The sequence below is a fragment of the Pseudolysinimonas sp. genome, assembly GCF_057350545.1.
Genome location: NZ_JBMRCP010000103.1, coordinates 31,309 through 51,322, shown reverse-complemented (window position 1 = coordinate 51,322; position 20,014 = coordinate 31,309). Strand labels below are relative to the sequence as shown.

The window sequence follows — 20,014 nt, the reverse complement described above, 5'->3', positions numbered from 1 at the left end:
CCGAGGGCGCGACCCGCAGCCCACTCGACGTGGGGGCGCAGCGCGCTGGGCGCGGAGTGGATGTAGACCACTCCGCGTGCGATCTTCGATTGCACAGCAGCCACTTCTCTCTCCATTCGTCAGGATGCGACTTCCCCATCGACCTGTCGAATGATTCGAGATAGCTAGGGCTGATTATGCCCGAGACACCCGTGTAATCACAAGGATGTGATTCGCGTCGTCAGAGTCTCGGCGCTCTCACAGTTCCCGCGCGACGACCGCCCGGGCCGGGGTAGGCCGGGCGACGACCTCGAAGCCGGCATCCTCGAACGTCGAGAGCGCACCGTGGTAGAGCTCGTTCGACGACCGCTTTCCCGCGGCGAGATCGAACGGGTAGGCCTCCACCACGCGCGCTCCCCCGGCCCGCGCCGCGTCGACCGCCGCCGCGAGCAGCTCGCCGGCGATCCCCTCTCCGCGATACTCGCGGCGCACCGAGAAGCACGTGACCGCCCAGACCGACGGATCGTCGAGCGGCTCTCGTGACCCCGAGCCGACGATCTTCGACGCGACGATGCGCTCCTGCGGCGGACGCGGACCGACCCGCACCCAACCGGCCGGTTCGCCGTCGACGTAGGCGAGCAGCCCCGGTGCCGGATCGCCGGCCTCCACCTCGGCGCGGAGCCGCGCGCGCTTCTCGTCGACCGAGATCGACGACCACTCCTTCGCGCGGATGAGCTGCCACATGCACTGGCACGACGGCCCGTCGCCCCCACCGTGCAGCACGGTCTGGAGGTCGTCGAAACGGCTCGCATCGACGGGGACGATCTCAGGGCTCATGCGCGCCTCACTTGGCATCTCGGATCTACTTGGCATCTCGGATCTACTTGGCATCCGAGTACCTCTCCACGATCGAGACCGAGACCGCGAACTCCACCGGCACCTGCCCGAACAGCAGCCGGCCCGCCTCGGCGGCGGCCTCGCGCATCGCCGCGGCGACCTCCTCGGCGAGGTGCTCCGGCGTGTGCACGATGAGCTCGTCGTGCAGGAAGAACACGAGGTGCGGCTTCTGCGTGAGCGACCCGCCCTCGAGCCCCCAGAGGCGTCGTCGCAGCGACCCCATCCAGCACAGCGCCCACTCGGCGGCGGTGCCCTGCACGACGAAGTTGCGCGTGAACCGTCCCCACGCGGCGGCGCGCTGCTGGGTGCGGACACGTTGCACCGCCGACGCGGTCTCGTCGTGCCCGAAGCCGACCCCGGGAGGCGACGAGCGTCCGAGCCAGGTCGACACGACATCCCCGTGCTCTCCCGCCCGCGCCGCGGCCTCGACGTAGTTCATGGCCGCGGGGAACGCCCTCTCGATGCGCGGCTTCATGCGTCCGCTCTCGCCGGTCGTGCCGCCGTAGATCGCGCCGAGCATCCCGTACTTCGCCTGCGACCGGGTCTCGACGGCGCCCGCGTCGACCATCCCCTGATACATGTCGGCCGCCTGCCCCGCCCGCGCCATCGCCCGATCCCCCGACATCGCGGCGAGCACGCGGGGCTCGAGCTGCGACGCATCGGCGACGACGAATTTCCACCCCGGGTCGGGCACGACCGCCGACCGCACCTGTTTCGGCAGCTGCAGCGCTCCTCCGCCGTCGGACGCCCAGCGTCCCGTGACGACGCCGCCCGGCACGTAGACGGGGCGGAAGCGGCCGTCGTGCACCCACTCGTCGAGCCAGTGCCAGCCGTTCGCCGACAGCAGCCGCGACAGCGACTTGTACTCGAGCAACGGCTCGACCGCGGGGTGGTCGATCTCCTTGAGCTCCCACTTGCTCGTCGACTCGACCCGCATGCCGGCGTTCTGCAGCGTCTTCAGCAGGTCCTGCTGCGAGTCGGGGTTGAGCGTCGGGGCGTCGAGCAGTTCGCGCAGCCGGGCCGCGAGCCGCTCGAGCTTCGCGGGACGGCCGTTCGGGATGCGCGGGCCGAGGATCTCGGTGAGCACGCGGTCGTGCTCCTCGCGGCTCCACGGCAGCCCGGTGAAGCGCATCTCGGCCGCGACGAGCGACCCGAGGCTCTCGGCGGCGAGCAGCAGTGCGAGCTTGCCTCCGTCGTCGGCGCCGGCCACGGCATCCCGTTGCCTCCGCCACTCGGCGACGGGATCGTCGTCGTCGGGCGGCGGGTCGAGGTCGAACAACGCGTCGGATGCCGCCACGGCTCGGGAGGGGGCCGGTGCGTCCCAGGCATCCCGGTCGGCGGTCGCGAGGGCCGAGCCGCGCGTCGCCACCGCGTTGCGCAGGATGGTGCGGCACAGCCGGAGGTCGAGGCAGCGCTCGAGCCGCACTCCCGCCGCGAGCAGCTCGGGGTACCAGCGGGAGCTGTCGCTCCACACCCACCGGGGCCTGTCGGGTTCGCGCGCGGCGACCCAGGCGGGAAGGTCAGTCGGCGGGAGCGTCGTCGACCCCACGGTCTCACCGTCGTCGGTCAGCTCGGTCGCGACGACCCCGGAGGAGGTCCACTGCAGCGCGATGAGCACGCCCTCAGTCTGCCCCGCACGTGCGACGCCGGGTCGGAGGTGCCGACTGCACCGATTCGCGTCGAGACCGCGGAATCACGCAAGTGCGCTCGACGCGAATCGGTGCACTCGAGCCCCCGCGGCACCACCGCTCAGTGCAGCAGCGAGCCGTCCTTCGCGAGCACGTTCTTCTCGCCGGCCTCGATCGAGATGCCGAAACGGTTCTGCTTCGGCGGCAGCGGGCAGTTGAACGCGTACGAGAAGGCGCAGGGCGGCAGGATGGCGCGGTTGAAGTCGAGCGTGATCGTGCCGTCGGGGTTGGGCGCGAGGAACAGGAAACGCCCGACGCTGTAGGTGGAGTCGCCGTTCGTCGCGTCGGCGAACACGAGCTGCAGCGCGCGACCCGCCTTGAAGGCGGCGAGGTCGTAGTCGACGCCGTCGCGCGAGAAGCGGATGCTGCCGGGGATGACCTCCTCGCGCGGCGAGTGGGCGCCGTTCTCCTCGTCTTTGAGGTGCTCGAAGCCGAGCGTCGTGCCCTCGGGGTTCTCCTCCCACGCGGCGGTGACGATCCACGACGGGTCGTACGGGAAGGCGTCGATACCGCCGAAGTTCTGGATGGCCTCGGAGTTCGCATCCCACACGCGGAGCGCGTAGCCGCCGCCCGCCTGCGTGATGACGGCGCCCTTCACGGTGTCGCTGAAGACCACCTCGGACGGGTTCGGGTCGTCTTTGCCGCGCACGACCGCCTCGCCGTCGACGAGCACACCGTCGACGTGGATGCCGTCGGCCTCGGTGGCGATGACGCGCAGCCCCGATTCGCCCTCGGGGAGAGGCGCCCAACGACCGGGGACACCCCAGATCGGCTGCTCGGCATCGACGATCTGCGTGTTGGTGAGCGCGAGGCTGCCGAGGGGCTGCACGACGGCGAGCTCGCGGCGTTCGTGGAAGTAGGCGAGCTGCTCCTCGGCGGTCTTCTCGGTCGGCGCCGTGGTCTTCTCGGCCGGGTCCGTCGGGCTCGTCGTCATGTCGTCCATCCTCACGCAGGTCACTCACGTACAACCCGGGCGACACGGGCGAATTCCCCACACCGCCGCGGAAGGAGCGGATTCGGACCCGAGTATCCCTAGACTCCGGCCATGGCGTGGAGCGATGCGGCGGCCAACTACCTGCGCGGTTCGACCTCGTGCCCCCGGTGCGAGCGCGGACCGGTGGGCCCGGAGCACTGCCCGTTCTGCGGCGCGATGCTCGTCGGCGAGGTCGCCGACGAGCTGAAGGCGGTGTCGGCCGAGGCGGCCGAGCTGCTCACGCGTCGCCAGGAGATCATCGGGCGCCTGACCACGAAGGCCGCGCTCGCGCCGCCGCCGACGGGGATTCCGGCGGCCGCTGCGGCCTCTCCGGTCGGCACCGTCGCCGCACCCGCGCCCGTGGTCGCTCCCGGCCCCGCCCTCGCTCCCGCGCCGGCCGTCAACTCGACGGTGAGCCTGCAGTCGGTGCTCGCGGTGGCCGCTGCGGCGCTCATCGCGATCGCCATGCTCGTCTTCCGATTCTCGAACACCGGCACCGACCTCTCGATCCGGCAGCTCGTCATCGCGGGCGTCACGATCGTGTTCCTCGGCTTCGCCTGGTTGCTCGCGCGCATGAAGCTGACCTTCTCGGCCGAGGCGGTCGGCGTCGTCGCGATGGTCTTCGTCGCGCTCGACGTCTGGGCTGTCTCCGAGAACGGTCCCGACAGCGTGAGCCCGTGGGCATCCGCCGCCGTCTCGACACTCGTCGCGGCCGTGCTCACGCTCGCGATCGCCCTGCTCGTGCGGTTGCGCACGTGGCTCTGGATCGGGCTCGTCGCCCTCATCTTCGTGCCGGCGTTCTTCGGTTACGCCGTCGACGGACCGTGGTCGGCGGTCGGCGGACACGTCGGCGCGGTCGCCGTCGCGCTGCTCGGCTTCGAGATCGTGCAGCGGATGTCGCCGCGCTTCGGCAGCCCGCTGCGGGCCGACCGCGTCACCGTCGTCATCGCGGCCGCGGTCTTCGGCGGCATCGCCCTGCTCGGGCTGCTCGGCGTGAACGTGCCCGAGCACACCCCGCGCGTGCTCGGGTCGGCCCTCGTCGTGGCCGTGCTCGCGGTGCTCGCCGGGTTCGGTGCACGCACGCTCGCCCCGCGGGCGTGGAGCGCCGCGGCCGGAGTGCTCGCGACGTCGGCGGCAGGTCTCGTCGCGCTCGCGGGTGAGTTGGATGACGAGGCGTGGCGCCTCGTGCTCGTCCCCGCCGTGACGGCGGTCGCACTCGCCGTGATCGCCGTCGTGCCGTGGCCGGCCGCGTTGCGACGTGTGCCGCTGCGCGTCGGTGCGCTTATCGTCGCCCTCGCCGCCGCGACCCCCGCCCTCGTCATCGGACTCACCCAGCTGCTCTCGCCGCTCCCGCCGTTCATGAACCCCGTCGTGTGGAATCCTGATGCGGCCGAGCCGGCGCCCTTCTGGCTCGCGCCGATGGAAGACACCTGGTCGCTGTGGCCGGCCACCGTGAGTCTCGCCGCGATCCTCGGCATCGTCGCCGCCGTGGCCGGGGTGCTCGCCCTCGCCTTCGCGGTGCGGCGCGAGAACGGCGTGTGGCGCGGGTGGCTCGTATTCGCCGCCTGGCTCGGCGCGGCGGCGCTCCTGGCGGCGCCCGCGTGGTCGGCGCTGTCCCGCCCCGGTCAGGTCGTCGCCGGCATCGCCCTCGCCCTCGGCATCGGCCTCGCGCTGCTGGTGGTTCCGCGGCTGAAGACCGCGTCGTGGTCGTTCCGCACGCCGCTCCTGGTGGCCGCGCACGGCATCCTGCTCTATCTCGTCGCGATCTCGTGGGGCGACGAACGGCTCACGGTCGCCGCCGGTGCGGCGGTCGTCGTCGTGCTCGGTGTGCTCGCCATGACGGTCGCCGCGGGCGTGCGCCCGGTGTACGTCGCCGTCGGGTACGCGTACGCGCTCGTGCTGTTCGCCCGCGGACTCGACCTGCTCGGCGTCGACCTGATCCCCGTCATCGCGTACACGACCACGGTGGCGTCGCTGTTCGCCCTCGCCGTCACCCTCGTGCGGCGCGTGCGCCCGCCGCTCTGGTACGCCGTTCTCGTCGTCACGTCGGTGCCGTTCCTCGTCGGCATCGCGACGGTCATCGCCGAGCGCACGTGGGAGACGGCTCTCGCGAACGCCGCCATCTTCGCCCTCTCGCTCACCCTCACCCTGACGCGCCGCCCGGGACTCACGAGGTTCGTGCGCAGCGGGGCTGCGGCCCTGCTGCTGCCGTCGCTCGCGGTCGTCGTCGTGAACGTCATTCCGCGCATCATCGAGACGAACATCGTGCCCGCGTGGAACGGCGCCGGCGGCGCGCCCGTCACGCTGCCGGTCATCGCGACACTCGTCGCCCTCGTGCTGCCGACCACCCCGCTCGTCGCGGGCTGGCTGCGGCGGGGCGAGGTCCCCGAGCAGGATGCCGCGTCGGCGCGGCTCTGGATCGAGATCTCGGCTTTCGTCACCGGCGCGCTCGCGGCGCTCCTGTCGCTCGTGCTCGAGACGCCCGACCTCAGTACGTCGCTCATCGTCTTCGTGATCCTCGGCATCGGGTCGGCGTCGGCGAGCATCTTCGCGAAGCGCCGGTACGGATGGTGGGTCGCTGCGGCCTCCTGGACGGCGGCGCTCTGGTGCGTCTGGGGTCTCGCCGGCATCACCGACGTCGAGCCGTACGTGTACCCGCCGGCGATCGCCGCCGTCGTCATCGGCGTCGTGCTCACCCTCCGCCGCCGCAACGGCGCCGCCCTCGTCGCGCCGGGGCTCGCGATCGCGATCGCCACGTCGCTCATCGTGCTCGCGATCACCGGATCGGGGCCGGATGCGCTGCTGCCGTGGCGTGCCCTCGCGCTGCTGGCGGCATCCCTCGTGCTGCTGCTCCTCGGAAGCGCTCTCGGCCGCACCGACGGGGCACGACTCGCGGTGCTGCGGGTGCCCGCCCTCGTCGCGTCGATGGGGGCCGCGGCTGCCGGCAGCATCCAGGCGGTGCGGTACGCCACGGAGCGCGACGGCCTCGGCCTCGCGCATCCCGACGACGTCGTGTGGCCGGTGCTCGCGTTCAGCGTCACGGCGGCCGTGCTCGCCGCGTCGGCGGCCAGGTCGCTGCGCCCGACGCATCGGTGGCTGCAGACGCCGGCGCTCGTCTACCTCGTGGTCGGCCCGATCGCGGCCGTGGCGCCCGGGGTGGCGCCGATGTGGATGCTGTGGGCCCTCACGCTCGTGCTGCTCGGCATCATGCTCGTCACGGTGCTCGCCGCCCTGCGCGGGCCGACGATCATGCCGCCGACGTGGATCGTCTTCGCGGCGGCGTGGTGCACGGCGGTCGCCGGCTGGAGCGTGCGCGACCTCAACGTCGAGTGGTTCTCGCTGCCGCTCGGTCTCGCGTTGCTCGGCGCCGGTGTGCTCGTGCTGCGGCACGGCCCCGTGTCGACGCCCGGCACCCTCGCGTCGTGGCCCGTCGGCTTCACCCGCTCGTGGTCGGTGCTCGCGCCCGGCATCGTCGTGACCGTTCTGCCGTCGGTGCTCGCGACCGGAACGAACCCGGCGACGTGGCGCGCGATCCTCGTGATCGGTCTCGCCCTCGTCGCGCTCCTCGTCGGCGCGATCGGCCGGTACGCGGCGCCGTTCGTGTTGAGCCTCGTCACGTTCGGGGTCGAGTTCGCGGTCATCCTGTTCCAGCTCGCGATCGGGCGCGACATCGACCCGGTCGTGATCTGGGTGGCGTCGCTGACGGCGGGCGCGATCCTGTTCTTCGTCGCGATCTTCTTCGAGCGCCGGTCGCGCGCGGGTGCCGAGGGCGCGCGCATGCGCGACCTGCGGTAGCGGGACGCGTATGCGCGACCGGCGGTAGCGGGAGACTCGGGACGGATCTGACTGCTAGAACGGCGGCGGATCGGAGTCGCAGACGAATCCGGTCGGACTCGTCCAGGTGAAGACGCCGTCGGCTCTCTGCTCGACCCGCCACTTCGAGGCGTGCTTGCGGGTGTGATGTCGTTCCGACAGGTGACCGAGGTTGGGGCCGCTGGTGGGTCCGCCACGTGCCCAGTCGATCGTGTGGTCGAGGTCGCACCGCTTGGCCGGGATGCCGCAGCCCGGCGACCGGCAGGTGCCGTCGCGCAGCTCGAGCCAGCGCTTGAGGCCGGCGGGCGGGCGATAGGACGTGCGATCGACGTCGAGCACGGCGCTCGACACGGGATGAGTGAGGATGCGCTGGAACGACGGTGCGTGCGCACACATGTCACGGGCCGTGGCGTCGTCGATCGGGATGCGTCCGTCGAGCATCGCGGGAGCACCGGAGCCGCCGGAGCCGCCGGAGCCGCCGAGAAGCGTCAGCACGGGCACGAGTACTCCCACCTGCACGCGAGGCTCGGTCGCCGGGTCATTCCGGCCGGTGAGGATGTCACCGGTGACGTCGGCCCGGAGCTGATCGAGGGTGCGCGTCTCGCCCTCCCGCCCGGCGAGCCGGCGCGCGAGGGCGTCGACGCGCTGCCAGGCGATCTCGACGTCGGCCGCCCCCATGCGCACGCCGAACTCCGCCATGGCGTCGCGGTCGTGCTCGCACCAGACGGAGCGCGTCTCGCGCGCCGCCTCGTGGCGCTCGGTGAGCGCGATCGGATGCACACGCTCGCGGAACACCCGAAGCCGCTCGCGGAATCGTGCCGGCACGAGAGAGGCGAGCTCGAGGGCACGGGCGTCGACGAGGGCATCCGCGTCGACGTGCCGCGGCAACGAGTCGAGCGTCTGCGCGGCGGCTCGCGCGTTCGCGGGCGAGAACTCGCCCTCCCGGAACGCGGCCCACGACCGCGGTGCGCGCGTCTGCAAGGTCTCGGCCTGATGGGCGAGCGCCGCGACCGTCGTCTCGCTCAGGGAGAGCCGCGCCGCGAGGTCGCCGATCGCCGCGTCGATGGCGATCGCGAGGTCGCGCGGCGTCGGCTCATCGCGGAGGTTGACGTAGACCTCGGGGTGTCGACGGGCCTCCGCGAGTACCTCGCGGATCGCGGCCTGCTGCTCGGCGGCGGCCCGGTTCGCCTGCCGGGTCGCGAACTCGGCGCGGGCCAGCTGCCACTCGACGCGGTCGTCGGCGGAGGGCGTGTACTCGTGCGTCGCCGCGTACTCGTCCGCGTACTCGTGCGCCGCCGCGTACTCGTGCGCGTGCGCGTGCGCCGCCGCGAGCAGTGCCGAATCCCCGAGTGCCTCCATGCCCTCACACCATCGACCGCCACCGACATCCCCGCCGGTTATCCCCCGCCGCGACGCCCTCGCGACCGCATCGTTACCTTTCTGTGATCTGACGAGTCCGGGAGACCACTCCAAGCATCCCCGCAGCCGACGGCGATACGGTCGCGAGATGACCGACGCCCCCCTTCGCTACGACGCCGACGCCCCTCTTCCCGACGACGCCCCGACCCCCTCACCTGCCGCAACCTCGACCGCGGCGCGTGCCGGTGCTGCCCTCGGCCGTGCGGCGAGCTCCGCTCTCGTCGGCGGGCGGGCCGTGATCCGCAAGAACCCGACGGCGAACAAGGCCTATCGCACGGGCGTCGGCGTCGTCGGCGGCACGACCGTCGCTCTCGGCGTGGTCATGATGCCGCTCCCCGGCCCCGGATCGCTCATCGCCCTCGGTGGGCTCGGCATCCTCGGCACCGAGTTCGAGGGCGCGAAGAAGGTCAACGAGAAGGCCACGCGCGTCGTGAAGAAGGCGGCCGGGGCGGCGAAGGATGCCCTCGCCCGACGTCGTGCGAACCAGGCGGCGCAACGGGCGTCGGCCGACGGCCCGACGACGGCGTAGGTCGAGGAGGGCCCGGTCAGGCGGCGTCGACCGGACAGTGCAACCGGGTCGCGGTCGACCAGTCGCCGGCGCGCTCGACGTCATGCTCGAGCATGGAGCGGCCGCACAGCGGACACGGGCGTCCGACACTGGACGCGCGCGGGGGCTCGTCGCGCGACCCGAGCTCGGCCGGGCCCATGTACGGGTACAGCGCACGATTCAGCCGATCCCACCAGCGGACGCGATCATCCATATCGTTAGCGTACTGACTATTTCCTTCGCCCACTAACTATCCTGGAGACGTGACCTCGACCACCGCGACCTCGTCCGCCGTCGACCCGCTCGCCCTCGACCGCCAGGTGTGCTTCGCGCTCGCGGCGGCATCCCGCAGCGTCATCGCGCTCTACCGCCCCGTGCTCGAGCCGCTCGGGCTCACCCACCCGCAGTACCTCGTGATGCTCGCACTCTGGGAGCGCAGCCCGCGCCGCGCCGGCGACCTCGCCGACGAGCTGCTGCTCGAACCCGCGACGCTGTCCCCTCTGCTGCGGCGACTCGAGACCGCCGGGCTCGTCGAGCTCGCGCGCGACGCGACGGATGCCCGCGCCCTCGCGGTCTCGCTCACCGCGGCGGGTGCCGACCTACGTGCGAAGGCCCTCGCCGTGCCGGGTCAGGTCGTCGAACGGCTCGGGATGCCGATCACCGACCTCGAGCACGCGCGCGACGTGCTCACCGCGCTCCTGGAGGCATCCCGCGCGGCGCGGTGAGTGCTCAGATTCTCCCCAGGCGGCATCCAGGGCTCGGGACGTAGGGTCAAGCGATGTCCAGCCCCGCGCGCCACGGCCGCCTCACCCGCAGCGGACCGTTGAAGACGGTTCTGGTCGCCGTCGCGTCGACCCTCGCCGTCGTGTTCGTCGCGACCGCATCCGTCGCCGGGATCGCCGCGTGGCAGCTCGCCTCGAGCTTCGAGCCGGGCGTCGACATCCAGGCCGACGGCGAGTCGATCGTCTACGCCGGCCCGATCGATCGGCCCGTCAACATCCTGATCGTCGGCAGCGACAGCGGCGAAGGCAACCCCGCCTACGGCGAACGCGGCGAGAACCTCAACGACGTCAACATCCTGCTGCACCTCTCCCCCGTGTCGAACAGCGCCGTCGCCGTGAGCTTCCAGCGCGACATGTTCGTGCCGATCGCGGGATGCACCGAGGGGAATCCCGGTACGCGCAAGCTCAACGAGGCGCTCTACTACGGCGGGCTCGCGTGCGCCGTGACCACGGTCGAGGCACTCACCGGGCTCGAGATCGGCTACGCCGCGAAGATCGAGTTCGACGGCGTCATCGCGATGTCGTCGGCCGTCGGGGGCGTCGAGGTGTGCGTCGCCGAGCCGATCCGCGACAGCCAGATCGGACTCTCGCTCGACGAGGGCGTGCACAACCTCGAGGGATGGAACGCACTCCAGTTCCTGCGCAGCCGCTACGGGGTCGGCGACGGCTCCGACACGACCCGCGTGAGCAACCAGCAGCTCTTCCTCTCGGCGCTCATCCGTAAGATCAAGGCCGAGGGCGTGCTCACGAACCCGCTCACCGTGTACTCGCTCGCGCAGGCCGCGGCGAAGAACATGCAGCTCAGCACGTCGCTCAGCTCTCTCCACGCGATGGCGTCGATGGCGTTCGCACTCAAAGACATCCCGCTCGCGAACATCGCGTTCGTCAGCTACCCCGCCGGCGAGACGACGATGGGCGGGGTCGGCGGGGTCGCTCCTCGGCGAGCCGAGGCCCAAGTGCTCATGGATGCTCTCGCCGCCGACGCCCGCGTCGTCGTGACGGGCGACCCCGGGGGCGGCGCGCAGGCGGGTGAGGATGTCGTCGAGACCCCGGCGCCCGACCCGAGCGGATCGCCTTCGGCCACCGCGTCGACGCCGCCCGACGAGACACCGGTCGTCACGCTACCGCCGTCGATCAACGGTCAGGGTGCCGCCGAGCAGACCTGCACGATCGGCAACAACTACTAGCGGCCGCGGCCGCCGCCGGGCTACGGCACTTGTGAGCGTCGGCGGTTCGCGCCACGATCACGGGATGACCAAGTACCTCATCTCGTTCCCGGCCGAAGCCATGCAGCTCAGCGACGACGAGTTCGTGCAGGCCGGCATCGACTCTCGCGCCGTCGTCGCCGAGGCGAAGGCCGCCGGCGTCTGGGTGTTCGGCGGCGGGATCGACGAGTCGGTGGAGCCGGTGCTCGTGGCGGGCGACGGAACGGTGACGGCGGGCACCTACCCGGGCTCGCACCTGAACGGCGGGTGGACGGTGCTCGAGGTGGCTGACCGCGCTGCGGCCGAAGAGTGGGCGCGCAAGATCGCCGTCGCCTGCCGGTGCTCGCAGGAGCTGCGGGAGTTCATGTACGACCCGGAGAGCTGACCCGGGCCCTCACCGCCAGAAACGGATCCACTCCGCGTCGGCGAGCGATGCCTCGAGGAGGCGGGCGAGTTCGATGTCGCGCGGGCCGATCGTCCACGGGGATTGCGTCGAGCCGCTCCCGCTGAGCCAGAACCCCACGGTGGCCGTCTCGGGGTTCCAGGTGACCCGCACGTGCTCGTCGGCGCCCGCGTCGGGCACGGTCCACGCCGCCCCGAGGCGGCGGATGCCGGCACGCTCCAGCCCTTCCTCGATGAGGCGGGGGTCCGTGGCGACGGCGGTGGCCTCGAGACGGTCGCCGTCGTCGCGTCCCGCTCGACGCAGGCGGAAATGCTCGAGCCTGCCGAGCGCGTCTTCCTCGTGGCGCGGCAGGTTCAGGCCGTCGACACCGTCGCCCGTGGCCGCGTCGACCTCCGGGGGCAGGATGATCCACTCCCCCGAGCCCAGGTCGGCGACCGAGTAGCGCTGCCCCGCCGCGAACGGGCGGGTCACGCGCGAGGTGCGCCGATCGACGACGACGGGAGGCAGCCGATGCGCGAACGAGTCGGACGAGAACCCCGACGCGAAGGCCGCGCTGGTCGGGTGGAAGATCCAGAACCCGGGCGTCTCGATGGCAGGTCCGGGCAGGATCTCGACGCCGAGGAGCTCGCCGTCGTGCACGAGTTCCTGGCGCGCGAGAAGCTCCGCCTCATCGCGCGCCAGGAACGACCTCTCAGCCATGTCGCCGACTGTATCGGCGGCGAGCTACGCCCTGGAAACCTCGCGAGGCCAGGTCGCGGCGGCGCGCAGGATGTAGGCCAGGATCAGCACCTCGACGCCGATGGTGAGGGCGTAGTAGACGGCGTAGTCCGGGGTCGCTCCGGCTGCGTTGAACACCATGATCGGGATGTACAGCGACGCGATGACGAGGTTCGTCACGCGGTTCGCACGCGCCGGTAGCGCCATCGAGAGCACCACCATGAGGGCCGGGATCGCGATGACGACGAAGAAGATGCTCATCAACGTGCCGCTGATGTCGAACGCGAAGATGAAGCCTCCCCGGATCTCGTCGATCTCTCCCGGCTGGTAGAGGTGGAAGTAGTCGATGTAGATGACGAGGAACATGAGGCTCGTCCAGGCGGCAGCGAGCTTTGCTTGCACAGAGATCGCGCCGGTGGCGAGAGGGTTCCGGGTGTTCGTTCGGTTGGTCATGACTCGATCGTCGACGTCATCCCAGCGCCGGTCATCGGCGCTTCGGCCGGAATCCGATCGGCCGAAAGTACGGTTCCGATCCCATACCCCGCACCGATGCCGGCGGCGTGCGTTCCCGACACGATCGAGAGATGACCGCACCGACGACATCCGTCCGCCCGCCGACGCAACCCCGTTCGCCGAGGCAGCGCAGGGTGAAGAGCGGATGGCTCGCGATCACGGGCCTGCTGCTGCTCAGCGCGATCCCGGTGGTGGGAGGCGCGTTCAGCCTGACCGAGGGTCACTCGGGCGGCGCGAGCAGCTCGCCGCTGTCACCTGTGCCGACGATCGTGCACGTCGTGGCGATGAGCACGTACTGCCTGCTCGGCGCCTTCCAGTTCTCGCCGGCACTGCGACTCCGCAGTCGGTGGCATCGCACGGTCGGGCGCGTGCTCATCCCCGGCGGATTCCTCGCCGCACTGTCCAGCATCTGGCTGGCCGTCTCCTTCGACGGCCCCACCGCGGAGTTCCCGCAGGCCATGGTGCGACTCGGCTTCGCCGTCATCCTGATGGTCTTCCTCGTACTGGGAACGTGGGCGATCACGCGTCGCGACTTCGCCGCGCACGGGGCCTGGATGACGCGTGCCTACGCGATCGCCGTCTCCGGGGGAACCCAGGCTCTCGTCTTCATCGTGTGGGCTCTGCCCTTCGGTGAGGTCGACGCGGCCGGGGAAGCCCCGCTCGCCGCCACCGCGTTCGCGCTCAACATCGTCGTCGCCGAGTTGATCATCCTGCGACGGCGCCGGGCTTCGCGGGCATCCGGACCCGCAGCTGCGGTCGCACGCTGATGCACTCGTATCATGAGCGCGTGACCGGTCTGCTGCGTTCCGCATGGACCGCGCCGGCCGCCGTGCCCGCTCCCCCGAGGCGCGTGTGGCGGGACTGGGCGCTCGTGGGGCTCGTCGCGGTGCTCACCGTGCTCGAGGCGGCGCTCCGCACCGATCTCTCCCAGCCGCTCGTGGCCGCGCTCTTCGTGCTCGCCGCGGTTCCGACGCTGCTGTGGCGGCGCACGCGGCCGCTGCTCATGCTCCTGCTGAGCTCGGCCGCGCTGGCGTCGGCGACGCTCTTGCTCGGCGACTCCGTGCTCTATACGAGCGCCGTCGGCGTCGTGTTGATGTACTCGCTGTTCCGGTGGGCCGACGGTCGCGGGCTCGTGGTCGGCACCGGCTTCGTGCTCGCCAATCTGGCCGTGTCGGCGCTCACGGGGACTCCGCTCGGCGAACTCGTCGCGCAGGCCGCCTTCGCCGCCGGCGTGATCGGGCTCGGCCTCGCCTTCCGTTTCCGCGCCCGGGCCCGGCTGCGGGAACTGGATGGCGCCCGCCTGCTCGAGCGCGAGATGCTCGCGCGCGACCTGCACGACACGGTCGCCCACCACGTCTCGGCCATCGCGATCAGGGCTCAGGCCGGGCTGGCCGTGGTCGAGGTGAAACCGGATGCCGCCCGCGACGCTCTGCGCGTGATCGAGGCGGAGGCATCCACGACTCTGGCCGAGATGCGCTCGATGGTGCGCGTGCTGCGGGTCGGCGACGCGCCGGAGTTGTCACCTGCCCGCACGCTCGCCGACATCCGGGGGCTCGCGACCGAGGAGCTCAGCCCGTGCGTCAACGTGCGGGTCGAGGGCGACACCGACAGCATCCCGCCGACGGTCGCCGCCGCCGTCTACCGGATGGCGCAGGAGTCGGCCACGAACGCGCGACGACATGCCCGCGGCGCCTCCGTCATCGACGTGGTCGTCGAGGCGGATGCCGCCGGAGTGCGGCTGAGGGTCACCGACGACGGCGAGGCGGTGCCGATTGCGCCGCCCGGCTACGGCATCACCGGGATGGTCGAGCGCGCCGCCCTGCTCGGCGGCACGTGCCAGGCGGGGCGGGCGCCCGGCGGCGGGTGGGTCGTGACCGCGGTGCTGCCCCGGGTTGGATGGTCACCGTGACGATCGGCGTGCTCATCGCCGACGACCAGGAACTCGTGCGCACCGGGCTCAGCATGATGCTCGACGCCCAGCCCGACATCGAGGTCGTGGGCCAGGCATCCGACGGCCACGAGGCCGTGGCGCTGGCTCGCAGCCTGCGGCCCGACGTCTGCCTGTTCGACATCCGGATGCCCGGGCAAGACGGCCTGGAGGCGACGCGGGTGCTCGCCGGGCCGGGCGTGCCCGACCCGATGGCGGTCGTCATCATCACGACCTTCGACCTCGACGAGTACGTGTTTGCAGCGCTGCGTGCTGGGGCGAAGGGCTTCCTGCTCAAGGATGCCGGGGCGGCGCTGCTCTCTCAGGCCGTGCGGGCAGCTGCTGCGGGCGACGCCCTGATTGCGCCCAACGTCACAGTGAGGCTGCTCGAGGCGTTCGCGTCTGCCGCGCCGGCCGGGGTGCCTGCCGGGCCGGTCGAGCCGCTCACCGAGCGGGAGGAGCAGGTGCTTGCGGCCGTCGCGCGGGGGTTGAGCAACGGGGAGATCGCGAGTGAGCTGTACATCACGCTCAGTACCGTGAAGACGCATGTCGCGAGTTTGATGACGAAGCTGGGGGTGCGCAATCGGGTTGAGATCGCGATCTGGGCGCACGAAATGGGGCGCTCGCGCCCCCGCTGAAGGAGTAGGGCGGACGGGACTTGAACCCGTGACCGGTGGAGTCTGAGAGTGGCGTTCCACCGCAACTCTGAGGACTCCTCCGCGCGATTCGCCTTGCTATCGTGTGGCCATGTTCCTCGACGGCCTGGACGACGACGTCGAAGCCATCCGGGCCGCCCGCGCCCGTGAGTCAGTCGCTGCCGAACAGGCGAAGCGCGAGGCGCATGCCGCAGCCGAAGCCCTCGATGCACAAGCCCGACCGCTGTTGCTCGCCGTGGTCGATGAGCTCGAGCAACGCGGAATTCGCCCGCGCGACATCACGACGCGGACCCGGGTGCTCCATCTGTGGGAGCTGACCGCGACCATCGACGACCACTCGGCGACCGTGCTGCTGACGACCCGCGGCGAGCTCCCGGTTCTCGGCCATCGGTGGACGACTGTGAACAAGAACAAGTTAGGGACTGTCCGGGAAGACCACGCCGCGCTGCTCCCCTACAAGTGGCCGATGCTGCAGCTGGCTGACGGTCGTCCCGCGATCTCGCTGACGAAGCGGTTTGCCGACACGCATTCAACGCTGCTCGTGTCCCTCGAAGCGTTCCTCCGCGCCGCGGTGGTTCACCAGGTGCTGAACGCACCGAAGACCCGCCGCCCGAAATCGCGGTGACTCCTGTAGGGCGGACGGGACTTGAACCCGTGACCGACGGATTATGAGTCCGCTGCTCTAACCGGCTGAGCTACCGCCCCGTACTGCTGCTCGGTGACCGGTTCGGGCACCGACGTACTGCTAGTCGGTGACCGGGTCGGTCACCGGTTCACCACGGTACAGCGCCTCGAAGGTGTCGGTCGTCGCCTCGAGGCTGTGCTTCGCGACGATCTTCTCCGACGCCTTCTTCATCTCCGCGTACTTCTCCGGAGAGGCGGTGAGCACGGTGGTGAGGTGGCGGGCGAACTCGGTGATGTTGCCCGGGTCGTAGAGGTAGCCGTTCTTTCCCTGACGCACGAGGTGGGGCAGCGCCATGGCGTTCGCGGCGACGACGGGCAGGGCGGAGGCCATGGCCTCCATCGCGGCGATGCACTGCAGCTCGGCGCGGGACGGCATCGCGAAGACGGCGCCGTTCGTCAGGATGTCGCGCAGGGCTTCGTCGGAGATGCGGCCGTGGAAGGTGACGCGGTCGGCGATGTTGAGGTCGCGCGCCATCCGCTCGAGACGGTGGCGGTCTTCGCCGTCGCCGATGATCTCCACGTGGGCGCCGAGCGAGGCATCGAGCTTCGCCGCCGCCTGGATGAGCTCGTGGATGCTCTTCTCCTCGTCGAGACGTCCGACGAAGATGATGCGGTTGCCCTCGCGCGGCTCGTAGGAGGGCACGTAGTTGGAGGCGTCGAGGCCGTTGGAGATCGAGTGCACGCCGGTGAGGCCGGTCATCTGCTCGAAGTAGTCCGACGAGCGCTTCGTCGGCGTCGTGACCTCGTCGGCCATCGCGTAGACGTCGCGCGCGACCTTCCACTGCGTGCGGATCAGCCAGCGCAGCATCGGCGGCGGGAAGATCGTCACGTGCTGGGCGATGTTCTCGGCCATCGAGTGGTTCGTGCCGATGAGGCGCACGCCGTTCGCCTTCGCCGCAGGCGCGAGGCCCCCGCCGATGATGATGTGCGACTGGAAGTGCACGACATCCGGCTTCAGTCTCTCGACCAGCTTGCGGCCGTTCGCCTTCGCGCGCCACGGAAGCGCGAACCGCAGCCACGGGTGCGGCAGCCAGCGCCAGCTCAGCAGCCGGTGCACAGTCAGCTCGACGCCGTCGTGCACCTCAGGGCCGGAACTCGCGGGGCCGGTCGCGGAGGGGGCGACGACGTGCACGTCATGGCCGCGCTTCTGCAGCGACACGGCGAGGCGTTTGGTGAACGACGCAGACCCGTTGATGTCGGGTGCGAAAGTGTCGGCACCGATCAGAATTCGCACTCGCCGAGCCTATTCCAGGCCGGGCGACCCATCCCGCAGGCGAAGCGGTGGGTCTGACCCGTCACCGGTGGGTCTGGGGGTGGTGCTTCGCGAGCTGGAACACCCCGTAGACGGCGATCGCCGCCGCGAGGGCCCACACCGGGATGACCCACAGCGGCGCCTGGGACGCCTCACCGAGCACCGCGATGCCGATCGCGACCGCGATGAGCGGGTCGACGACGGTGAGACCCGCGATCACGAGGTCGGGAGAGCCGAGGGAGTAGGCCGTCTGCACGAAGTAGGCGCCGAGGGCGGCAGCGGCGAGGAGCGCGACGACGCAGACGATCGTGAGCCACTCGAAGTCGACCTTGCCGGCGAACACGTTGCCGAGGCGGTTGATGACGACCTTCGCGAGCGTCGCGACGAACCCGTACAGCACGCCGGCCGAGACGATGTAGAACAGGGCGCCCGCGCGCTTGCGGGCGAACGCGAACGTGAGCCCGAGGATCACGACGACCCCGCCGAGGATGCTGAGGATGATCACGAGCTGCGGCTCGCGGATGACCTGCTCCTGAGCGACGAACGCCGCGACGGTGACGAAGAGGGCGATACCGGCGACGCAGAAGCCGACGGCGCGCATCACGGCCCCCTCGAGCTTCAGCTTGTTGACGCGGGCGTTGACGATCGTCGTGATGACGAGCGCGACGACGCCGATCGGCTGCACGACGATGAGCGGCGCGAAGGTGAGGCTGCCGAGCTGGAACAGGATCGCGAGCCCGAGCATCACGGAGCCGATCACCCACGACGGGCGGGCGAGCAGCAGCGCGATCTGCTTGACGCTCAGGCCCGCCTTCGCGCCCGATCCGTGCCGCTGCTCCACGAGTTCGACACCCCGGTGCTGGAACTGCGCACCGAGCGCGAGGAACACCGCGCCGACGAGGGCGATGAGGATGCCGAGAACCGGGATTCCGCCGATCGCACTCTGCGAGGCAAGGTCGTCCAGCACGTCCACCCCGGAAATCTAGCGGACGACGGCTGGATATCCTGGCCGAATGGCCGTTCGTCCGATTCGCATCACCGGCGATCCGGTGCTCCACTCCCCCACCGCGCCGGTCGGCGAGATCGACGAATCCGTGCGCGAGCTCGTCGCCGACATGGAGGAGACGATGGCGGCCGCCCCCGGCGTCGGTCTCGCCGCACCGCAGGTCGGGGTGCCGCTGCGCCTCTTCGTGTGGTCGTGGATCGACGAGGACGGCATCCACCATCGAGGCACGGCGATCAACCCGTCGCTGCTCATCGCGCCCCTCGCGGTGGGCGAGCTCGACGACGACGAGGAGTCGGAGGGCTGCCTCTCGATCCCCGGCGAGCGGTTCCCGCTGCGGCGCTCGGTGGAAGCCGTGCTCACCGCGACCGACCTCGACGGGAAGCCGTTCGAGGTGCGTGCGACCGGATGGCTGGCCCGCATCTTCCAGCACGAGTACGACCACCTCGACGGCGTGCTCTACGCCGACCGCCTCGAGCACCCGCACGACAAGGGCGTCGCGAAGGCGATCCGCAAGAGGAGCTGGGGCAAGCCGGGCGCGTCGTGGATGCCGGGAGTGGATGACCTCGATGCGTGAGGGGCTCTTCACCACGAGCGATGGCGCGGAGCTCTACTGGGAGGAGTCGGGCAACCCCGACGCGCCGGCCCTCGTCTGGCTGCACGGCGGCCCCGGCTCCGGGCTCGGTGCGGGCGGCTACAAGCGGCGCCCCGATCCCGACCGCTGGCGCATCCTCGGCTTCGACCAGCGCGGCTGCGGGCGCAGCACCCCGCTCGTCGACGGCCCCGGGCCGGCGCTGAATGCCCTCACGACCCCGCGGATGATCGCCGACCTCGAGGAGCTGCGCGAGCACCTCGGCGTCGAGCGCTGGCTCGTCGCCGGTGGATCGTGGGGCTCCACCTACGCCCTCGCCTACGCCCAGCAGCATCCCGAGCGCGTCAGCGCCCTCGTGCTCGCCGCCGTCACGACGACGAGCCGCGTCGAAGTCGACTGGATCACCGAGGCCGTCGGGAGGATCTTCCCGCGCGAATGGGAGCAGTTCGCCGCGGCGTCCGGTCGCGAGCCGGGTGAGCGCGTGGTCGAGGCGTACGACCGGCTGCTGCGGCATCCCGACCCCGCTGTGCGCACCGACGCCGCGCTCGCGTGGTGCCGCTGGGAAGACGTACACGTGTCGCTCGCCCCGGGATGGCAGCCGGATCCGCGCTACGCCGACCCCGCGTTCGCCGTGCCGTTCGCGACGCAGGTGGTGAACTCGTGGGCGCACGACGCGTTCCTCGGGCCCCGCGGCATCCTCGACCGCCTCGACGCGATCGCGCACATTCCGGCGGTGCTCATCCATGGGCGGCTCGACGTGAGCGGACCGCTCGCGACCGCGTGGGAGCTGCACCGCGGGCTGCCGCACAGCCGGCTCGTCGTGGTCGAAGACGAGGGCCACGGCGGCGCGTCGATGAGCGACGAGCTCGAGCGCGCTTACGCCTTGCTGCGTTCGGTGGTCGAGTAGCCCCGCAGGGGCGTGTCGACTCGGTGGTCGAGTAGCCCCGCAGGGGCGTGCCGACTC

At 71.1% G+C, this 20,014-nt stretch carries 21 protein-coding genes and 1 tRNA gene; 11 read left to right on the top strand and 11 right to left on the bottom strand.

All coding sequences use genetic code 11. The features are described from left to right. From ACO1X9_RS14300 to ACO1X9_RS14285, 4 genes are all read right to left on the bottom strand, one after another. On the bottom strand, window positions 1-116 hold a 116-nt coding region (locus ACO1X9_RS14300; protein ID WP_486351517.1), incomplete at its 3' end, for a DUF3145 family protein. Between the two features lie 121 nt (window positions 117-237). Continuing rightward, the gene (locus ACO1X9_RS14295; RefSeq protein ID WP_486351516.1) at window positions 238-816 is read right to left on the bottom strand and encodes a GNAT family N-acetyltransferase; all 579 of its coding nucleotides are present in this window, start codon (window positions 814-816) and stop codon (window positions 238-240) included. 43 nt (window positions 817-859) lie between these two features. Next, the gene (locus tag ACO1X9_RS14290) at window positions 860-2,494 is read right to left on the bottom strand and encodes a bifunctional 3'-5' exonuclease/DNA polymerase (RefSeq protein ID WP_486351515.1); all 1,635 of its coding nucleotides are present in this window, start codon (window positions 2,492-2,494) and stop codon (window positions 860-862) included. Window positions 2,495-2,625: 131 nt separating this feature from the next. Beyond that, on the bottom strand, window positions 2,626-3,498 hold the full coding sequence (locus tag ACO1X9_RS14285) for a DUF1684 domain-containing protein (protein ID WP_486351514.1): 873 nt from the start codon (window positions 3,496-3,498) through the stop codon (window positions 2,626-2,628). A gap of 111 nt (window positions 3,499-3,609) precedes the next feature. Here ACO1X9_RS14285 and ACO1X9_RS14280 point away from each other — a divergent pair, with 111 nt between their 5' ends. Beyond that, window positions 3,610-7,332 carry an SCO7613 C-terminal domain-containing membrane protein gene (locus ACO1X9_RS14280; protein ID WP_486351513.1) on the top strand — a complete coding sequence of 1,241 codons (3,723 nt, stop codon included), beginning with the start codon at window positions 3,610-3,612 and terminating at the stop codon, window positions 7,330-7,332. Window positions 7,333-7,386: 54 nt separating this feature from the next. On the opposite strand, the gene ACO1X9_RS14275 is transcribed toward ACO1X9_RS14280, so the two are convergent. Next, window positions 7,387-8,709 (bottom strand): HNH endonuclease signature motif containing protein, encoded by a 1,323-nt coding sequence (locus ACO1X9_RS14275; protein WP_486351512.1) that lies wholly within the window; start codon window positions 8,707-8,709, stop codon window positions 7,387-7,389. 148 nt (window positions 8,710-8,857) lie between these two features. Here ACO1X9_RS14275 and ACO1X9_RS14270 point away from each other — a divergent pair, with 148 nt between their 5' ends. Then, on the top strand, window positions 8,858-9,298 hold the full coding sequence (locus tag ACO1X9_RS14270) for a PGPGW domain-containing protein (protein WP_486351511.1): 441 nt from the start codon (window positions 8,858-8,860) through the stop codon (window positions 9,296-9,298). A 16-nt stretch (window positions 9,299-9,314) separates the two neighbouring features. On the opposite strand, the gene ACO1X9_RS14265 is transcribed toward ACO1X9_RS14270, so the two are convergent. After that, a complete protein-coding gene (locus ACO1X9_RS14265) occupies window positions 9,315-9,530 on the bottom strand; it encodes a hypothetical protein (protein WP_486351510.1) in 216 nt (71 codons plus the stop codon). A gap of 49 nt (window positions 9,531-9,579) precedes the next feature. Between ACO1X9_RS14265 and ACO1X9_RS14260 the strand changes: the two genes are divergently transcribed. The 3 genes from ACO1X9_RS14260 to ACO1X9_RS14250 all read left to right on the top strand — a co-directional run bounded on the left by ACO1X9_RS14260 (window position 9,580) and on the right by ACO1X9_RS14250 (window position 11,688). Then, window positions 9,580-10,041, top strand: a complete 462-nt coding sequence (locus ACO1X9_RS14260) for a MarR family winged helix-turn-helix transcriptional regulator (protein ID WP_486351509.1) — start codon at window positions 9,580-9,582, stop codon at window positions 10,039-10,041. Between the two features lie 53 nt (window positions 10,042-10,094). After that, on the top strand, window positions 10,095-11,285 hold the full coding sequence (locus ACO1X9_RS14255; RefSeq protein ID WP_486351508.1) for an LCP family protein: 1,191 nt from the start codon (window positions 10,095-10,097) through the stop codon (window positions 11,283-11,285). A gap of 64 nt (window positions 11,286-11,349) precedes the next feature. Next, window positions 11,350-11,688, top strand: coding sequence for a YciI family protein (locus ACO1X9_RS14250; protein WP_486351507.1), 339 nt, complete (start codon window positions 11,350-11,352; stop codon window positions 11,686-11,688). 9 nt (window positions 11,689-11,697) lie between these two features. Here the strand turns inward: ACO1X9_RS14250 and ACO1X9_RS14245 are convergent, their stop codons facing one another. Both ACO1X9_RS14245 and ACO1X9_RS14240 read right to left on the bottom strand, forming a co-directional pair. Then, complete coding sequence (locus ACO1X9_RS14245) at window positions 11,698-12,405, bottom strand: hypothetical protein (RefSeq protein ID WP_486351506.1); 708 nt, start codon at window positions 12,403-12,405, stop codon at window positions 11,698-11,700. 24 nt (window positions 12,406-12,429) lie between these two features. Then, window positions 12,430-12,876: a DUF6326 family protein gene (locus tag ACO1X9_RS14240; RefSeq protein ID WP_486351505.1), complete on the bottom strand. Its 447-nt coding sequence runs from the start codon at window positions 12,874-12,876 to the stop codon at window positions 12,430-12,432. Between the two features lie 194 nt (window positions 12,877-13,070). Between ACO1X9_RS14240 and ACO1X9_RS14235 the strand changes: the two genes are divergently transcribed. The 4 genes from ACO1X9_RS14235 to ACO1X9_RS14220 all read left to right on the top strand — a co-directional run bounded on the left by ACO1X9_RS14235 (window position 13,071) and on the right by ACO1X9_RS14220 (window position 16,144). Then, on the top strand, window positions 13,071-13,703 hold the full coding sequence (locus tag ACO1X9_RS14235; RefSeq protein WP_486351504.1) for a DUF2306 domain-containing protein: 633 nt from the start codon (window positions 13,071-13,073) through the stop codon (window positions 13,701-13,703). A 20-nt stretch (window positions 13,704-13,723) separates the two neighbouring features. Beyond that, entirely contained in the window at window positions 13,724-14,845 is a 1,122-nt protein-coding gene (locus tag ACO1X9_RS14230) for a sensor histidine kinase (RefSeq protein ID WP_486351503.1), read from the top strand. Continuing rightward, entirely contained in the window at window positions 14,833-15,501 is a 669-nt protein-coding gene (locus ACO1X9_RS14225) for a response regulator (RefSeq protein ID WP_486351502.1), read from the top strand. The genes ACO1X9_RS14230 and ACO1X9_RS14225 overlap by 13 nt, the downstream gene beginning before the upstream one ends. A 109-nt stretch (window positions 15,502-15,610) precedes the next feature. Continuing rightward, window positions 15,611-16,144, top strand: a complete 534-nt coding sequence (locus ACO1X9_RS14220; protein WP_486351501.1) for a hypothetical protein — start codon at window positions 15,611-15,613, stop codon at window positions 16,142-16,144. A 6-nt stretch (window positions 16,145-16,150) separates the two neighbouring features. On the opposite strand, the gene ACO1X9_RS14215 is transcribed toward ACO1X9_RS14220, so the two are convergent. The 3 genes from ACO1X9_RS14215 to ACO1X9_RS14205 form a co-directional block, all read right to left on the bottom strand. Further along, a tRNA-Ile gene (locus tag ACO1X9_RS14215) sits at window positions 16,151-16,224 on the bottom strand. A 40-nt stretch (window positions 16,225-16,264) separates the two neighbouring features. Beyond that, the gene (locus tag ACO1X9_RS14210; RefSeq protein WP_486351500.1) at window positions 16,265-17,437 is read right to left on the bottom strand and encodes a glycosyltransferase; all 1,173 of its coding nucleotides are present in this window, start codon (window positions 17,435-17,437) and stop codon (window positions 16,265-16,267) included. A gap of 61 nt (window positions 17,438-17,498) precedes the next feature. Further along, entirely contained in the window at window positions 17,499-18,428 is a 930-nt protein-coding gene (locus tag ACO1X9_RS14205; RefSeq protein WP_486351499.1) for a DMT family protein, read from the bottom strand. Between the two features lie 40 nt (window positions 18,429-18,468). Between ACO1X9_RS14205 and def the strand changes: the two genes are divergently transcribed. Beyond that, window positions 18,469-19,035 carry a peptide deformylase gene (def, locus tag ACO1X9_RS14200; RefSeq protein ID WP_486351498.1) on the top strand — a complete coding sequence of 189 codons (567 nt, stop codon included), beginning with the start codon at window positions 18,469-18,471 and terminating at the stop codon, window positions 19,033-19,035. Continuing rightward, complete coding sequence (locus tag ACO1X9_RS14195; protein WP_486351497.1) at window positions 19,019-19,957, top strand: alpha/beta fold hydrolase; 939 nt, start codon at window positions 19,019-19,021, stop codon at window positions 19,955-19,957. Before def ends, ACO1X9_RS14195 begins: the two co-directional genes overlap by 17 nt. The last annotated feature ends 57 nt before the right edge of the window (window positions 19,958-20,014 follow it).

Coding starts and splice junctions, on each gene's coding strand:
- ACO1X9_RS14295 (WP_486351516.1), bottom strand. CDS start 816: ATGAGCCCTGAGATCGTCCCCGTCGATGCGAGCCGTTTCGACGACCTC.
- ACO1X9_RS14285 (WP_486351514.1), bottom strand. CDS start 3,498: ATGACGACGAGCCCGACGGACCCGGCCGAGAAGACCACGGCGCCGACC.
- ACO1X9_RS14280 (WP_486351513.1), top strand. CDS start 3,610: ATGGCGTGGAGCGATGCGGCGGCCAACTACCTGCGCGGTTCGACCTCG.
- ACO1X9_RS14275 (WP_486351512.1), bottom strand. CDS start 8,709: ATGGAGGCACTCGGGGATTCGGCACTGCTCGCGGCGGCGCACGCGCAC.
- ACO1X9_RS14270 (WP_486351511.1), top strand. CDS start 8,858: ATGACCGACGCCCCCCTTCGCTACGACGCCGACGCCCCTCTTCCCGAC.
- ACO1X9_RS14265 (WP_486351510.1), bottom strand. CDS start 9,530: ATGGATGATCGCGTCCGCTGGTGGGATCGGCTGAATCGTGCGCTGTAC.
- ACO1X9_RS14255 (WP_486351508.1), top strand. CDS start 10,095: ATGTCCAGCCCCGCGCGCCACGGCCGCCTCACCCGCAGCGGACCGTTG.
- ACO1X9_RS14250 (WP_486351507.1), top strand. CDS start 11,350: ATGACCAAGTACCTCATCTCGTTCCCGGCCGAAGCCATGCAGCTCAGC.
- ACO1X9_RS14245 (WP_486351506.1), bottom strand. CDS start 12,405: ATGGCTGAGAGGTCGTTCCTGGCGCGCGATGAGGCGGAGCTTCTCGCG.
- ACO1X9_RS14240 (WP_486351505.1), bottom strand. CDS start 12,876: ATGACCAACCGAACGAACACCCGGAACCCTCTCGCCACCGGCGCGATC.
- ACO1X9_RS14225 (WP_486351502.1), top strand. CDS start 14,833: ATGGTCACCGTGACGATCGGCGTGCTCATCGCCGACGACCAGGAACTC.
- ACO1X9_RS14220 (WP_486351501.1), top strand. CDS start 15,611: ATGTTCCTCGACGGCCTGGACGACGACGTCGAAGCCATCCGGGCCGCC.
- def (WP_486351498.1), top strand. CDS start 18,469: ATGGCCGTTCGTCCGATTCGCATCACCGGCGATCCGGTGCTCCACTCC.
- ACO1X9_RS14195 (WP_486351497.1), top strand. CDS start 19,019: ATGACCTCGATGCGTGAGGGGCTCTTCACCACGAGCGATGGCGCGGAG.